The 14,841-nt window shown below is 59.3% G+C and carries 12 protein-coding genes; 8 read left to right on the forward strand and 4 right to left on the reverse strand.

The genetic code is table 11. From position 1 onward, the window contains the following. Position 1 precedes the first annotated feature (1 nt). The 3 genes from GH784_RS22095 to GH784_RS22105 form a co-directional block, all read right to left on the reverse strand. Positions 2 to 1,156: a site-specific integrase gene (locus GH784_RS22095; RefSeq protein WP_153793769.1), complete on the reverse strand. Its 1,155-nt coding sequence runs from the start codon at positions 1,154 to 1,156 to the stop codon at positions 2 to 4. Then, positions 1,156 to 1,443 carry a DUF7673 family protein gene (locus GH784_RS22100; protein ID WP_153793770.1) on the reverse strand — a complete coding sequence of 96 codons (288 nt, stop codon included), beginning with the start codon at positions 1,441 to 1,443 and terminating at the stop codon, positions 1,156 to 1,158. The genes GH784_RS22095 and GH784_RS22100 overlap by 1 nt, the downstream gene beginning before the upstream one ends. 208 nt (positions 1,444 to 1,651) lie before the next feature. Continuing rightward, positions 1,652 to 2,074: a winged helix-turn-helix transcriptional regulator gene (locus tag GH784_RS22105; protein WP_153793771.1), complete on the reverse strand. Its 423-nt coding sequence runs from the start codon at positions 2,072 to 2,074 to the stop codon at positions 1,652 to 1,654. Positions 2,075 to 2,160: 86 nt separating this feature from the next. On the opposite strand from GH784_RS22105, the gene GH784_RS22110 reads away from it, so the two are divergent. From GH784_RS22110 to GH784_RS22130, 5 genes are all read left to right on the forward strand, one after another. Next, positions 2,161 to 2,973 (forward strand): oxidoreductase, encoded by an 813-nt coding sequence (locus GH784_RS22110; protein WP_153793813.1) that lies wholly within the window; start codon positions 2,161 to 2,163, stop codon positions 2,971 to 2,973. A 96-nt stretch (positions 2,974 to 3,069) separates the two neighbouring features. Next, entirely contained in the window at positions 3,070 to 3,690 is a 621-nt protein-coding gene (locus GH784_RS22115; RefSeq protein WP_153793772.1) for a nitroreductase family protein, read from the forward strand. 151 nt (positions 3,691 to 3,841) lie between these two features. Beyond that, a complete protein-coding gene (locus GH784_RS22120) occupies positions 3,842 to 5,479 on the forward strand; it encodes a Mu transposase C-terminal domain-containing protein (protein WP_153793773.1) in 1,638 nt (545 codons plus the stop codon). Continuing rightward, positions 5,476 to 6,249, forward strand: coding sequence for a TniB family NTP-binding protein (locus GH784_RS22125; RefSeq protein WP_246670477.1), 774 nt, complete (start codon positions 5,476 to 5,478; stop codon positions 6,247 to 6,249). Before GH784_RS22120 ends, GH784_RS22125 begins: the two co-directional genes overlap by 4 nt. Before the next feature lie 148 nt (positions 6,250 to 6,397). Continuing rightward, a complete protein-coding gene (locus GH784_RS22130) occupies positions 6,398 to 7,453 on the forward strand; it encodes a TniQ family protein (RefSeq protein ID WP_153793774.1) in 1,056 nt (351 codons plus the stop codon). On the opposite strand, the gene GH784_RS22135 is transcribed toward GH784_RS22130, so the two are convergent. Continuing rightward, on the reverse strand, positions 7,440 to 8,357 hold the full coding sequence (locus tag GH784_RS22135; protein ID WP_153793775.1) for a recombinase family protein: 918 nt from the start codon (positions 8,355 to 8,357) through the stop codon (positions 7,440 to 7,442). The genes GH784_RS22130 and GH784_RS22135 overlap by 14 nt on opposite strands. A 512-nt stretch (positions 8,358 to 8,869) precedes the next feature. Between GH784_RS22135 and GH784_RS22140 the strand changes: the two genes are divergently transcribed. The 3 genes from GH784_RS22140 (at position 8,870) to GH784_RS22150 (ending at position 14,814) form a co-directional block, all read left to right on the forward strand. Beyond that, a complete protein-coding gene (locus tag GH784_RS22140) occupies positions 8,870 to 10,009 on the forward strand; it encodes an RHE_PE00001 family protein (protein ID WP_174073234.1) in 1,140 nt (379 codons plus the stop codon). Between the two features lie 249 nt (positions 10,010 to 10,258). After that, entirely contained in the window at positions 10,259 to 13,225 is a 2,967-nt protein-coding gene (locus GH784_RS22145) for an AAA family ATPase (protein WP_153793777.1), read from the forward strand. After that, positions 13,216 to 14,814: a hypothetical protein gene (locus GH784_RS22150; protein WP_153793778.1), complete on the forward strand. Its 1,599-nt coding sequence runs from the start codon at positions 13,216 to 13,218 to the stop codon at positions 14,812 to 14,814. Before GH784_RS22145 ends, GH784_RS22150 begins: the two co-directional genes overlap by 10 nt. Positions 14,815 to 14,841: the final 27 nt, after the last annotated feature.

Below are 14,841 nucleotides of genomic sequence, written 5' to 3' on the forward strand. Positions count from 1 at the left end.
CTTAAAGTAATCTCGCCGCCCGTCCGCTGCGACGGGTCGAATTATTGTAATACTTCGATGCTTGCTGGATCGATTGGTGGCGTGATTGCTCCATCGCTTCGGCGAGAGGTATCCCTCTATTCGCTGCCTCGGTCAAATACCCTGACCTCAGGCCATGCGCGGAAAACTCTCCAGGCTCCAACCCAGCCATCTCCGCCCGCTGCTTGACGATCAGATTGATCGACTGCGGGTCGAGCTCGCGCCGCGAGACAGTGCCCCAGCGCCCGATTCTCCGAAACACGCTCCCGCTGTCGATCTTGGCCGCAATCATCCATGCCGTCAGCGCCTCCACCGGACGGCCGGTCAGATAGACGACATCGTCCTGCTCGCCGTTGGTCGTTTTGGTCCGGCCGAGATGGATCGCGAGAGAGGGGAGGGGAGGGCCACCCGGAACCTCGATCGGCGTCTCCTCGGTCAGCTGCTCGACCCGCAATCCGGCGATCTCGCTGCGCCGGCGGCCGCCGGAGGCGAAGGCGACCATCAGGATGGCCCGGTCACGCAGATCTCGCAGGTTTTCGGTGGCGCAGGTCGCCAGCAGTTTTGCAAGGACATCGCCCGTGACCGCCTTGGCACTCTTGCGGCTCCGCTTCCGCGGCACGGCACGCACGGCCAGCCGGATCGCCGACTTGAGGGGAGGGGAGACGAAGGCGCCATCGAGGCCGCGCCATTTTGTCAGCGTCGACCAATTCGCCAGCCGCCGGCGCACCGTCGACGGCGCATGCGGCCCGGTCGATTTCAGAAAACCTTGGCTGCGCAGGTTCTCGTCGACATCTGCTGGCATCCCATGGTCGGGATCGCTGGCCCGCTTTTGCGGATCCCACAAATGCTGCGCGACAAATTTCAAAAGCAGTGCCTCGGGGGCTGGCCAAGGCAGCGATCGTTTTGTGGCGGCGAGCGCCCACGCTTCGATATAGGCGAGGTCGGAGGTGATGGCGCGCAGCGTGTTGGCGCCCATGCCTTCGTTGACCAGATGCCGGAGAGTGTCGATGTCCTTGTCGGTGAGAAGCTCGGCAAGCTCGTCGCGACGATCGATCGGTAGGACGGAGGCGATGGTGTCGAGTTCCACGGCCCGACGCTCGACACCGGTCAGGCTCGCTGTCTTTCTGGCGGAAGCCATCAGGCCGTTTCAGCCTTCGGCCGCCAGCGTGCGATGATCTGTTCGATCTCGCTGCGATAGTCGTAGGGGTATTCGACGTCCTCTTCTCGCGCCAGCCACGTGAAGATGGTCGCCATATCCTCGGACACCTCGCGATCGACATTGGCCAGATCGGTCAGATCAAAGCCGCCATGCACGTCGGCGTTCCACCAGGCGAGCAAAAAGTTGGCGACGCGGCGGCCTTGGCCGGTATCCTGATGGGCGATGTTGAGCAGCTTTTCGAGGGCGAAACGGACGCGATCTTCCATGGGAAATGCCTCTTTTGAGCGTGATTTGGCCCAGATTAGATGTGTCGATCGGCTTGATTGGGCGTGATCACTTTCACTGTATAGATTGGCCGTTTAGTTTTCCATGATCGCCGGAATCTTCCTGAATGACTGGAAAGTGCCCATCGCGGTCCCTTAATGCAACTAAACCCGAATTCGACGGGCGTAGCACAAGCCTTTAGTCGTCATTTCAAGTGCTCATCCGTAATGCCCGGGTTCCGAGCTGCGCGCCTGTCACGGCATCTATTCCGATCGGCTCGATCTCGACGCCTGTTTCGACATCGACATAGCGGGCGAGGTCGCCGCCGCAATGCCGGTGCGCCCACGCCCCGATCATCATCAGCACCGGCAAGAAATCCCGGCCTGCATCCGTAAGGATGTATTCGTCGCGCGGGGGTTTTTCCGAATAGAGCCGTTTTTCAAGCAAGCCATCCTCCGTCAGCGCTTTGAGCCGTTTCGTTAGCATGGTCGGTACGATGCCGAGGCTTTTCCGGAACTGGTCGAAACGGGTTAGGCCTGCATGGGCGTCCCTGAGTACAAGAATGCTCCATGCGTCGCCGACAGAATCGAGGCCGCGGGCAACGGGGCATTGTGGAATCGAACTATTTTTCATTTAGTATCTTTTCGATAGTGACACGATATCGAAAAGATAGTAACACAGGTTCAGACGATGATCCACACTTAATGAAAGCTGACGACATGACTAACAGAAACAACGGCGTTGCCCTGGTGACCGGCGCCTCCTCCGGTATAGGGCTTGTAACGGCCAAATCCTTGGTCCAGGCCGGCTATCGTGTGTTCGGCACCAGCCGCAAGCCGGTGGCCAATCCGCAGGGCATCACAATGCTCATCTGCGACGTGACGGACGAAGCCTCGGTACAGGCCCTGATTGCCGAGATCATCAAACTGGCCGGCCGCATCGACCTTGTCGTCAACAATGCAGGGGTAGGCCTGCTCGGCGGCGCGGAAGAGTCCTCCATCACTCAGGCTCAGCGTCTGTTCGACGTTAACGTCTTCGGCGTCGCCCGTGTCGTCAACGCAGTGCTGCCAGTTATGCGCAAGCAGAAAAGCGGGCGCATCGTCAACATGAGCTCGATCCTTGGGCTTATCCCATCACCGTACAACGCCTTCTACGCCTCGACCAAGCACGCAATCGAAGGCTATTCGGAATCGCTTGATCATGAGGTGCGCAGCTTCGGCATCCGTGTCGTGCTCGTGCAGCCTGGCGTGACACGCACCTCGTTCGAAGAAAATCTGACACGCGCAGATCAGCCGCTTCCTGTCTATCAGTCCGAGCGGATCCGTAGCGAAAACTTGATGCGCACGTGGGTTGAAAAAGGTGATGATCCCCAAGTCGTCGCCGACACGGTCGTAAAGGCTGCCACGGCGAAGAAGCCGAAGTTGCGTTATTCCGCTGGCAAGCAATCCGGCCAGGTACGCACCCTTCGCCGTTACCTTCCAGAACGGGTGATCGACGGCATCCTACGCAGGTTCAACGGCTTCGCCTCTTAGGCTCAAGACGAGAACCCCGCCTCAATCACTCCCGAACCAGGCCCGCAACCCGGCGCTTGTGCCTATGCGCACGCCTGTTGTCCAAAGAGAAGCCCCATGAACGTCATTTCCGCCATTGAAACTCGCCGGTCGTTCCGCCAGTTCGATCCAAACCATGAAATCACTGAGGCGGAGATCGAGCGATTGATCTCGCTCGCCATGCTGTCGCCAACGCCCGGCAACACCCAGCCCTGGCGCTTCGTCGTCGTTCGCGACAAGGATCTGCTCAGCCAAATCCGGGCAGCGTCCTACGATCAAGCGCAGGTCACGGATTCATCCCTGCTTGTGATCATGACAGCGGATCTTTCGGGGTGGAAAACCGAGCCGACCCGCTATGCCCGCTCTGCCGGACCGGAGATGGCGGAGAAGCTGGCAAATTCGATGATGCAGTTCTACATCGGTCGTGAATGGCTCCAACGTGACGACGCCATGAAATCCTCAGGTCTTGCCGCCATGACGCTGATGCTGGCCGCGCAAGAACTGGGCTATAGTTCCTGCCCGATGGGAGGCATCGATCTTGATGCCGTCGGCAAGCTCATCAACCTGCCTGACGATCATGCCATCTCAATGTTCGTGGCCATTGGAAAGCCTGTTGCCGAAGCTTGGCCACGGGGTGGACAATTGCCTATCGAGGAAGTGCTTGTGAGGGACAGTTTCCAGCGGAAAGCCTTGGGCTAATGCATTTCGATTTATGCGGCTTACAAATGCGCGGTAGGCGTGTTGCTGCGCACTTCGCTACGCAGTGTCTTCCTACTGTCATGCTCGACGAGCATTCTGAGATCTGCTGCGATTGATATTGGCCAAGCCAATTTTCGCCTGGGAGGTCTCAATGGCGCAGACACCCAAAGGGGTTCCTATCAGCGAGACGGCTTGGCAGAAGGCGTTGGCTCGCGAGGCTGTCATTCGTCCTCTCGCTTTCGGCGGGGCGCTGAGCGTCTCGGAGAGATCTTCCGCGTGCAGGCAATTGGGTATCAGACCATCGCGATTATATCAGTTACTTAGCCAATTTCGGCGAAAGCCTGTCACCAGTTCGTTGCTGGATGAGACGCCGGGCCCTAAGAAGGGGAGGCGGCTGCTATCTCCAGAACAAGAAGCGGCTGTCACTCATGCCATCCAGGAAACCTATTGCTGCCGTGAGCGGCCGACAGTCACCGCCGTCCACGACCATGTTCGATTAGTTTGCCGCGAGCGAAACCTGCCGGCCCCCTCCTGGAAGGCGGTCAAGGCTCGCATCGATCAGGCCGATCGGCAAAAGCTGATCAAAGCCCGAGAGGGCGCACCGGCCGCACGTCAGCGCTTCTCCGCCGTCGTCGGTGAATATTCTGCAGAGCATGCGATGGAGATTGTGCAGATCGATCACACGTTGGTCGATCTTTTCGTCGTTGATGCTGTAAACCGCCAGCCGCTACAGCGTCCCTGGCTGACCTTGGCAATCGACATCGCCAGCCGCACGGTGGCCGGCTTCTACCTGAGCCTTGAGCACCCATCGTCAACATCCGTCGCCTTGGCCATTCGGCACATGGTTTTGCCGAAGGCTTCGTGGCTTGCGGAGCGGAACGTGGTCGGCGACTGGCCCGTGCATGGTTTGCCTACCGCCATTCATCTCGACAATGCTCGAGAGTTTCGGGGAAAAGCGCTCGACTGGGGAGCTGCCGAGCACGGCATCAACCTCATTCATCGACCGGTTGCTCGCCCACATTACGGTGGTCACATCGAGCGGCTTATCGGTACGATGATGGGAGCCGTTCACTTTCTGCCCGGTTCAACCTCGAGTGATATAAGCGCTCGTGGCGACTACGACCCCCAAAAACATGCTGTCATGACCTTTGACGAGCTGGAGCGATGGCTCACCCTCGAGATCGTCGGCCGCTATCACGCCGATATTCACCGTGCGCTGAAAATTCCACCACGCCTGGCTTGGGAAGATAGCGTCCTTGCGCGTCGGGAGCCTTTGAGGCTTCCCTACGACGAACACCGTTTCGTCCTGGATTTCCTACCGTTTGAGGAACGTGTCGTCCGCCGCGACGGACTGCATTTATTCGGCCTCAAATATTGGGACGATATCCTGAGCCCCTGGACCGGTGCGCCGGACAAGATGCGGGTTCGTTACGATCCTCGCGATATTTCCTGCGTGTTCGTCGACGGGCCAAACGGCGAGAGCTGGCCGGTACGGTTCGCAGACCTCGGCCGGCCGCGGGTCACGCTCGGGGAGCACCGGCAGGCCGTGGCCGCTTTGAGGGCTCGTGGTCTGCAATCGGTTGATGATCACCTGATCTTCGAGACCATCGAAGCCCAGCGACGGATTGTCGAGATGGCAGGTCGTCAAACGCGGAGCGTCCGCCGGGGAGCCGAGCGGCAGTTGAGGGCACTGGCGGCGACCGATCGGCAGCAGGCGGAAATCACCGATGATGTAGACGGAGATGATTTCTTCGATTTGGCACCGTTGTCGGTGGAGGAATGGTCATGACGGTATATTCCCATCTGCTGCCTGCCTATCGCCAGTATGCCGAGATGGAGATTGAAGAACGGATCGCCTGGATCCGTGCAGATCGTTGGTTTGAAACAGCCGATGCGAGGGCTGCGCTGGCGAGGCTTGAGGATCTGCTCTCCTATCCGCCACGGGATCGAATGCCCTGTCTGCTTCTCTACGGCGATACCGGTATGGGAAAGACCAAGATCATCCGAAAGTTTCTCCGGAATCACCAGCCCGTCTTCGATCGTGGAACGGGTGTGACGAGTATGCCGGTCGTGGCGATGCAGATGCCCGCCGAACCCGTCGAGCGCGATGTCTACGGTGAACTCCTCAATGCATTAAGTGCACCGGGTCCAAGCGGAGACGCGACCTACCGACTGAAGACTACGTGCCGGACCCTGATGCGAAGGATGGGGGTACGGATGCTGATCATCGATGAGATCCATGCCATGTTGACCGGGACATATCGGCAGCAACGGGTCTTCCTCAACGTCATCCGCTTTCTGGCGAATGATCTGAAAGTGCCGTTGATCTGCGCCGGCACCGATCTCGCCCGGCAGGCTTTGTTGACGGATCCGCAGCTTGCCGAAAGGTTCGAGGCCATCCACCTGAAGCGCTGGTCCAACACGCAGCAGCTCGCCCAATTGCTCGCAAGTCTCGGGAGTATCCTGCCTCTGCGCGAGCCATCCCAGCTTGGCACCGCAGCGGTGCGCTGCAAGGTGCTGGATATGACCGACGGCGTTCGGTTCGAATATTTCGCCTGATCGAGACGGTAGCGGTCGAAGCCGTCCGGAATGGGAATGAGAAGATTACCTTGGAGAGCTTCGACGCGGACAACCTTGTCCTACCTTTGGTCGCGATGGCGCGGCGCACTGAAGGGCGCCTGCGGCGACATGCAAGCTCGTGAGACCGGTGCGGCTGCTGGCGATCGCCCCACGACCCTTTGAGGATGAACTTCTAAGCAGTTGGCGTTGGCGGGTCGCGAGCCAGTACTCAAGCTCGCCACGGCAGATCGAGAACTGGATACGTGGCTCTTGGGACGTCTCGAAGCCGCATCTCCTCAGTGATGATATCCCGGCCGAACAATCCACAACCCGCTTATGGGCCCTGGCCTGTCGCCTGAAGCAAGCAGATGTGGAGCGTCTGTCTCTGCACAATACCGGGCGCAGCGGGGCGTCTTTCGTTTACGATCCCGCCCATCGAGGCGTTTGCCCGACATGCCTGGATGAAGATGCAGAGAAGGGGAGGGACCACTATTGCCGACGATCTTGGGTATGCGTCGAAGCAATTGTCTGCACCCGGCACAAGATTGGCCTCGAGATTAACTGCGGCGGCTGTTTCCGCACTGGTCTGTTTCAGTTCCGGTCCACACCTGCCGGCGTTGTCAGACTGTTTTGCCGTGATTGCGATACCATTGTCTCGGCGCGGAGGTTTCGACGCCGCGATCAAACAGACCTGCTGCAGGTTGCCTCGTTTCTCGGCGAGGCCATCGGCAAGGGCGGGTTGGAGTTTGAACGCATTGAAACGGCAAGCCGGTTTCTCTGGTCGCCGCGACCGGAGGGGATGCCATACATCGCCGAGCTGGGCTTATCGCTGCCTTATGGTCAACGGCCATCAGTCACGGCAGGCGCGGCACCGCTGGCCAGCCTTCCACCGGCATGGCGAGCCGTGACCATTACGGCTATTTCCGACCTCCTCTTTGAGGAAACCGCCAAGAAGCCTCTACTCTCGGCCTCTTTCCGTGAAGCCTTCCGGCAATTCGAGCGCGGGCCGGTCCCCGTGTATCATCAGGCGCCTCCTCAAAGGCTGGCCGCGTCAGTCCTAAATGTCCGTGCGGAAGCCGAATACCGGCAGTTGGCACGTGACATCATCCAAAGCGAAGGCTGGAAATCTCTGCCAGCCAAGCCAGGGCGAGCAAGAAACCGGGCAATCGGCAAGCTGATGCTAAGCGCCCTCAATAACGAATGAGGCCAAACCGATGTGCCTCATCCAGCAGGTGGCGAACGGAGGAAGGTTGCCATTTGCGCCCGCCGCGCGCCGGTCGCTCACCCATCTGATCCAGTTGGGCGGCAATATCGCGCAGCGACAGGCTGGGATCAGCAATGGCGATCGCTGCAACAAGCTTCATCAGGTGGTCTTCTGGGGCACGACGTGGCGAGCGGGCCAAGAGCTCAGGGTCGGCAAGCTTCTCCCGGACCATTCTATGCACCGCTCGGCGCAGGCGTTCTACTGTCCAGTCATGGCCCCGGCGATTGAGTACCCGGACCACATTGTCCCAGCTGTGTTGGGGCCGTAGCTGCCGCACCATCGGCAGCCAGGTTTGGGCGGAGGAGATCAGCTCGTCGAGATAGAGTTTTTCTCGTGCCTTCGACACCGCCTTGATCGCCTCTGGTCGCCGCTCTCGGAGTCCCGGATTGCCCGGCAGCTTGCCACGCGCTTTTGCCGCCTTGATGCCAGCTTTGGTTCGTTCGGCAATCAGAGCTCGTTCGAGCTGTGCGACGGCGCCGAGCACCTGGAGAGAAAACATCCCCTGTGGCGTGGAGGTGTCGATGGGATCGCGGATCGATCGGAAATGAACGCCGCGCTCTTCAAGGTCCTCAATCACCTGCAACAGGTGGCTGACGGAACGGGCGAGGCGATCCAGCCGGACAACGACAAGCACATCGCCACCGGTGAGCTCGCCGAGCAGTCTCGTCAACACCGGCCGAGCGCGCGATGCACCCGACCCGTGCTCCTGAAAAATCCGCTCGCAGCCGGCGGCGCGCAGCTCGTCCATCTGCGCGTCATGGACCTGATCGTCGGTCGAGACGCGCGCGTAGCCGATAAGACGTTTCGGGGCCGGCGACTGATTGGCAGCTTGCCGTTTTGCCATGGTTTTCTCACGCGTTTTTCAGGTGCTTTGTACAGATAATGAATGCGCGAGAAAATGAACAGTTGCAAGCGTGTTTTATGGTCTAAATACAGCTCCGCCAGACTCGGAATGGGACTTAGAATGAGCATCGGGTCATTGCCTGCGTGAAACGCGCTCTGGTGGACATCTGCGGCGAAAATGGCTGAAACCAAGGAGTTCAGGGGAGGTGAGGAGGTAATAAGCGCTGCCAGGGCAGGAGATTACGGCAATATCCGATTTCGCTCGGGAGGAAGGGGAGCTCACCGTGGCTCTCATAGCGGCAGCTATTCCGCCGATCCTCGCTGAAATCTGCCCGAAAGACCGGAAAACCGGGCGTTTCCACTCATCCGGGGCGACCGACAAGTCTGATTTGGGGCTTGATATCAACAACCATCGATAAGGCATACTTATCGATGGTTATAGGCCTGTCTGGCAAACATACGATGTGAGGAACCAAAACTTTCCCATAGAGTTCTTATAAGACTTCGTTTACCATAATATCAATGGCTTACGATGTATCAGAAATCAGCATGACAGCTCTGATGCGGCCGGCTTTCGACGCCGGTGTCGCGCTGACCCGTCTCGACGAGCGCGTCGCCCGCTCGCCAGTTGGCGCCGGCTTCCTTGAGCGGCTAAATTTCGCCGACGCCTGCGCCTCGCTGTGGATCGACGGCGAACTCGTTCACCTCGAAGACCTCGTCCTCCACGACGCCACCCGTGATATCCGCACACCGACTCATGAGCTGACAATTGCCCGCGATGTGCTGCGCACCCGCCGGCGCATCGCAACCCAAATACCCGACTGGGCGCTTTCCCCCGATGGTTTGCGCACGCTGCGGAAAACCTCGGAGATCGGGTCGGGCGGCGGGGACGAGGCGACGACGGCCGAAGTTATTCGGCCGGCGGCCGCGATCGAAGCGGAAGGGGAGGGGGAGGAAGGTGACGACGTTGGAAATCTCCCTGGCGTCGACTATGCCGCCATCGACGCGCTACTGGCCCGATCGGAGGCTGCGATCGAGAACGCAACCCGGCCCGGCCGTGGCGGCGGAGCCGAAAAAAATCCGATGATCTATGAACTCGACTGGGATGAGGACGAGCGGCTGGAGGAATGGCGTGGTGTAGTGCGTCAGGCCGAACATCTGCCGGCGTTGCTACAGGCCATCGTCGCCCTCGATGCCTGGAACGAGCTGTCCGTGCTGCAGCATGCCCCCTGGCTCGGCCGACTGCTGGCTGCGTCGTTGCTTCGGGAAGCCGGCACCACCACAGGCACTCATTTGGCCTCCATCAATCTCGGCCTCAAAACTATTCCCGTCGATCGGCGCCGGCATCGCGATCAGGAGACGCGACTGCTTGCAATTGCCCACGGACTTTTGGCGGCCGCCGAGATCGGCATGAAAGAGCATGACCGTCTGGCATTGGCGCGGAAGCTTTTCGAGCGGAAACTCGAGGGACGCCGTACGTCGTCAAAACTGCCGGAACTGGTCGAGCTTGTGATGGCGAAGCCGCTTGTTTCGGCCGGGATGGTGGCCAAAACGTTGGATGTGACGCCGCAGGCGGCGCGGCGGATCGTTTTGGAGCTCGGCCTGCGCGAGATGACGGGCAGGGGGAGGTTTCGGGCGTGGGGGGTTTTGTGATTTACGGCCTCGGAGTTCGCGTTTGATCTGCTCCGGCAACTTAGAGGTTTTTCTCTGACAGATCAGCGCAAAGCAGTCGACCTGTCCATTGAAAATCTGCGCCATCCCCGGAGACGCGTGAACGTTAGCGGACCTGTGGATAGTCACTGATTTGCACAACGCGGGCGCGTCTTGCATGTCGCCATAGTACCCGCCCTGGTATATCCAAATTCCTTCACGAGTGTATGTCTTGGAGGGGCCGCCCGGTAGATGTTCGACAACGCTTTCAAATTTCTTCTTCAAGAAGACGGTGAGCCTTACTTTCCCTCACGATGCTTTGTCGTCGCCGACCCGGCCGCGGCAGAAAAGGATCAGTGGTCGGTGGAACTCGATGAGCCTGTCGGCGAGCGCTGGGTCCATCGCATCGACGACATCAAGGACTGGATGCTGCACGGGGAAAAAGACACCCGTCAAATGATCTTCGACCGTAGCGACCGCTTCACGCCCTTCCGAACCCTCAATCGCGACGAGGTTTTCAGGGCTTACCTCAGGAAGCTTCTGGATCGTCTTCCGCCTGAGTATCAATCGCATCGCAAGCACGCGCTCATGCCGTCAATCGCGGAGGAGAAGACCCGCACGCGATACAAAGAAGCCGTCGAAGCGGCGATACCGGGTATAACCTTGCTCCCTGAGCCGGAGATGGTGGCGGAATACTTCCGCCTGGTAAAAGGCACGCTCGAGCTGGAGGAGCGTAGAAACAACGTCATCCTGGTGGTCGATGTGGGCGCTTCTACTGCGAACATGACCCTGATTGTAAGTCGACGTGACCAGAAGATCGTTTCTGCGGGCAAAAAGGGAAGTCAACGCGACCTTCGGCTTCGAGCGCTTCGAGGCGACAGCGTTGGTAACGCAGGGCGTTGGGTAGATATCCGTCTTGCCGATATGCTCGGGATGCCCGAGACCGCGGAAGCATTGCGCGCGGTCGAAAGTGCCAAGATAAAGGTCAGCCTGAGCGGAAAATCGACCACGTTCGAAAGCGGTACCACGACAAAGCCGTCGTCATTGACGCGGAAGGCATTGTCGTCGGTCTCAAAGGAACTGTGGTTTCACCTCCGTCCGCTTTTCGAAAAGCTTTGCGAGCGGCTCTACGAAAACCAGACGTCTTCGATCGAGGCAAAGCGGTTGAGCGCGGATCGAATGCAGGAACTGGGCGTCAAGTCACCGCAGGAAGCCTATCGTTTGATCGACACAGTGCTCCTCGCAGGCGGCACAAGCCTTCTGCCGGGTTTCGACGAAGCGATGATGGAAACACTCTTCCCGGAGGGTGAACAACCTAAGGTCCTCAGGGTGGGTAGCTCCTTCGCCATAGCCGCGGCAGCCGGAGGTCTCGCCCATATCCTACAGAACTACGATCCTCCCCGGCTTCGCAGCCGCCGGGCAGACAACACCGAGGTTCGCTCCGCTCCCCTTGAGTCCACGCTTCCCGATTCCCTTCTGCTCGGCATCAAGCAGCCCGGCCAATTGGAGCAGCGCATAGTGGTGCTCGATGCGAACGATCCGTTCGTGGATGACGGCGGTATAAGGCCGATCGAGGGGCTGCCTGCCCTCGCGGCGGGTTCTCATCCCAAAATGCGCCTGGTTCCAGGGCTGGGAGCGGGATTGTCCGCGCGCCAAGGACGCCCGTTCAAGGCCATGGACGTGAGACAGTCGCCCGGCAAGATGTCCTTGAAGTGGGACCCCGACGAGGAAAAAGCCTTCATCGTCTCTGACCAGATCGACGGCGTCGCGTATCTCTGGATCGAGGGCAAGGATTTCCGAAAACGCTCGGAACCCGCTTTGGAGCCGTTTGAAGGCGAGCTGGAGACAGGTGATCTCGCCATTGATGGCGCGGACGACGTTATTCTGGACCTTGGCATGTCCAAGATCGTCGTAATGACTGCCCAGCGCGGCAGGACTTCAGCCAACGAACTCGAGCGTCTGATGCACGACGGCACCGGAACGGCCTCTGGCGACGACGCAATTCCGGCGACTGTCACTGTGTCCACATCAGAACTCGTGGATTCAATCGACGATCAACCACTCGCGGAACCACAGGAGACAGCGGGAAAGCGACGTGACGAGCACGTCGAGGTGGCCTCAAATTCGGATACTGCACGGCCGCAAGACGCCGCCGCCTCTTCACTCCTCCAGCCCGCTCTGAGGAACGCGACCGCCCCGATAAACGGGGCCGATCGTGCCGACAGTGTTCATCACGATTGGGGAAACCGGGTGCCGGAGACCGTTTTCTCGAACGCACTGCTATCCCTCAAGGAAGCGGTGATCCGAAATACGCCGGCGTTTCATTTCGATGACATCGTCGTAACGTTGCTGGCAATGGCCGTCCGACCTGTCGTGCTGCTCGCCGGCCCTCCCGGTTGCGGGAAGTCATCTTTGGTGCGGATGATCGCTCGTATGCTAGGCACGACGCGCGGCGAGACCTTCCACGAGATCGCGGTCCAAGCACACTGGGAAAATGACAGCGTCCTCTTCGGGGAAACCGGCCTCCTTCGCCCTATGCTCGGCAAGACTTCGGATCAGCACCTGATCCTTTTCGACGAATTCAACCTAACCCGTCCCGAATACTATCTTTCGCGCTTTTTCCACGCTTTGGATGGCGGTCATGGACATATCGAAAGCGGTCTCAGCATCGCGCCGTGCCGGATACTTGGAACGATGAATGTCGATGACTTCTCCCGACCCCCGTCGCCTAAGGTCATCGACCGCTGCTTTCTCCTGGAGCTTTCCCAAATCCCTTGGGACATGGAATCAGACGGGATGGTGGACTTCGGAAATATCGATCCCCTACCCGGTCTCCCGGTGGTGAGCCATGGTGGGGCTGGCAAGGACGAGCGCATCGAGAAAATCCTCAACGCGCTTCACGTAGCGGTTCATGAACACGGCCTCCGCCATGACCTGCTTCCTTCCCGCCGCGTGCTGGGGGACATCAGGGCGATACTCAACCTACATCATCAACTGGATCTGCAGGCCAAGGGCCTGCTGGACCGCGGCGAGCTCGTGGACCGGATCGTCGCAAGCCGCGTTCTTGTTAAGCTATCCGGCGCGATCGACCAGGTGCTGCCCGCGCTTGACGCGATGGAGAAAGCGACCAACGGCCTGGACGAACTGGTAAGAACCAAGGCTCGGTTGAGGCTCGCCCGACATCAGGCGCGTCTCGGGTTCATATCGCCTTGGCAGTAGGCGCTCCATCGATCATAGCTGTTCGGGTCGCGGACGCCGACGGGGTCTACAGGGAGCTTCCGTGGAACCCGGCGACCCGATATTTAATCCGGGACGACAAGCCCTTCCTTGATCTACTCATCCGCGGGCCGATGCTCAGCGCCCGAGTGGACAGGAAAGACGAATCGAATCTCAGTGACTTGAAGGAGAGCCGAGAAGACGGAGCCCGATGGCAGAGATGGGACCTCGAAACCTATCTCGCGAGGCATCGCCGTTTCGGTGAGATCAATCTTGAACTCAAGGTTCCGAAAGACTCGACCTTACGCTGCTACATAGTACCGACCCTATTGCTAGACCTACGGGATGTCATAGCCATGGTCGAGGATATCGAGAGCGAACTCGGGATAGTTGCTGCTTGGGATGTCGATAGCCCGAAGCCGGAGAGGTCGTGGAGCCGGGGAACCGATCGGAGGGGTTCAATAACCGCGTTTGAGCTCATCCGGGAAGCAACCGAAGAGCTGGTTGCGGCCAAGTCTCTCCGACGAGAGCCTTTCATCGAGCTGGGTCCTCGCTCCAGACGAAACCTCCCTCTACCGGAGAACGCGATCGTGTCGCATTGGGCAGCGAGGAGATGCGCCCAGCTGCGCGATTGCGCGGTCGTCTGTAAGGAAGAGATCCAATCGCTGGAAGACCGGGCGACACGCGGCCACGCCGAAAAGCGAAGGGAGCGAATAGAAGAAAGGCTGGCCACGCTCTTGTCGATAAAGATGGAACTGGACGACCTGACCAGTATCATCGCGAGGTTCGCCAATGACAGCTCGGAACTAAATACCCTCGTCTACCCTACCCCCCTGTTTCATCGCGACTATCGTCTCCGGTTACTTCTGCGCGCGTTTTCGCCGCTGATGTCGGAGGCCATCGCCGAGTCCGAGGCGCTGCGATCGCGCTATCCTCCGATTCTCTTGAACAAGCTCTGGGAATTCTGGGGAGCCGTCTGGCTGGTGAAGGAGTTTCGAGAGCTCGGGTTCACCGGACATTGCATTACTGACCTGAAAAAGGCCCCGGACGCGTGTTCGTGGCGTCTTCAAAAAGGAAATGTGCAAATCGAGCTCGATTTCGAGGCGGAGCCTAACTACGTGGATTATTCCCGGGTACCGCCTCCGCACGAGCGAACGGTACCCGTCCTGGAGTGGGCGGCGTTGAACCAGGAGATGGATCCGGAGCGCCCGTTCCTTGGGCTTGAGGAGAAATGCACTCCGGACTACCTCCTCAGGATCACCGTCGGGGACGAGCGTATTCTCGTCGTCGGCGACGCCACTCTAGCGAGCGCGGAGCACCATCATAAGGACCCCAAGTCCAGAACGGTCGAAAAGTATCGTCGCACGCTTGGTTGGTCCGTCGATGGCGGGATAGTAAGGTGCCACCCGATGGGCGGGTTCGTTATTTTTCCTCCCCCTTCCGAATCCTGGAAAGACTTCGAGGTGCTTCCCGGAGCGGCAGATTGCGTGATCTTCGCGCCGGGGCCAAGAGATGCAGAAGTTGCGAAGCACCGACTGCTAGGTCTGCTGGATACTATTTCGCCCAACCTCACAGCTAATTTGAGGACCTAGATTTCTTCAGGATCGGCCATGTATCGA

The organism is Agrobacterium tumefaciens, from assembly GCF_009649785.1.
GTDB lineage: Bacteria > Pseudomonadota > Alphaproteobacteria > Rhizobiales > Rhizobiaceae > Agrobacterium > Agrobacterium tumefaciens.

What these genes read in the sequence shown, in the direction of transcription:
- GH784_RS22135 (WP_153793775.1), bottom strand. Translation starts at nt 8,357, where the DNA reads ATGGCAAAACGGCAAGCTGCCAATCAGTCGCCGGCCCCGAAACGTCTT.
- GH784_RS22100 (WP_153793770.1), bottom strand. Translation starts at nt 1,443, where the DNA reads ATGGAAGATCGCGTCCGTTTCGCCCTCGAAAAGCTGCTCAACATCGCC.
- GH784_RS22105 (WP_153793771.1), bottom strand. Translation starts at nt 2,074, where the DNA reads ATGAAAAATAGTTCGATTCCACAATGCCCCGTTGCCCGCGGCCTCGAT.
- GH784_RS22095 (WP_153793769.1), bottom strand. Translation starts at nt 1,156, where the DNA reads ATGGCTTCCGCCAGAAAGACAGCGAGCCTGACCGGTGTCGAGCGTCGG.
- GH784_RS22110 (WP_153793813.1), top strand. Translation starts at nt 2,161, where the DNA reads ATGACTAACAGAAACAACGGCGTTGCCCTGGTGACCGGCGCCTCCTCC.
- GH784_RS22115 (WP_153793772.1), top strand. Translation starts at nt 3,070, where the DNA reads ATGAACGTCATTTCCGCCATTGAAACTCGCCGGTCGTTCCGCCAGTTC.
- GH784_RS22125 (WP_246670477.1), top strand. Translation starts at nt 5,476, where the DNA reads ATGACGGTATATTCCCATCTGCTGCCTGCCTATCGCCAGTATGCCGAG.
- GH784_RS22120 (WP_153793773.1), top strand. Translation starts at nt 3,842, where the DNA reads ATGGCGCAGACACCCAAAGGGGTTCCTATCAGCGAGACGGCTTGGCAG.
- GH784_RS22145 (WP_153793777.1), top strand. Translation starts at nt 10,259, where the DNA reads ATGTTCGACAACGCTTTCAAATTTCTTCTTCAAGAAGACGGTGAGCCT.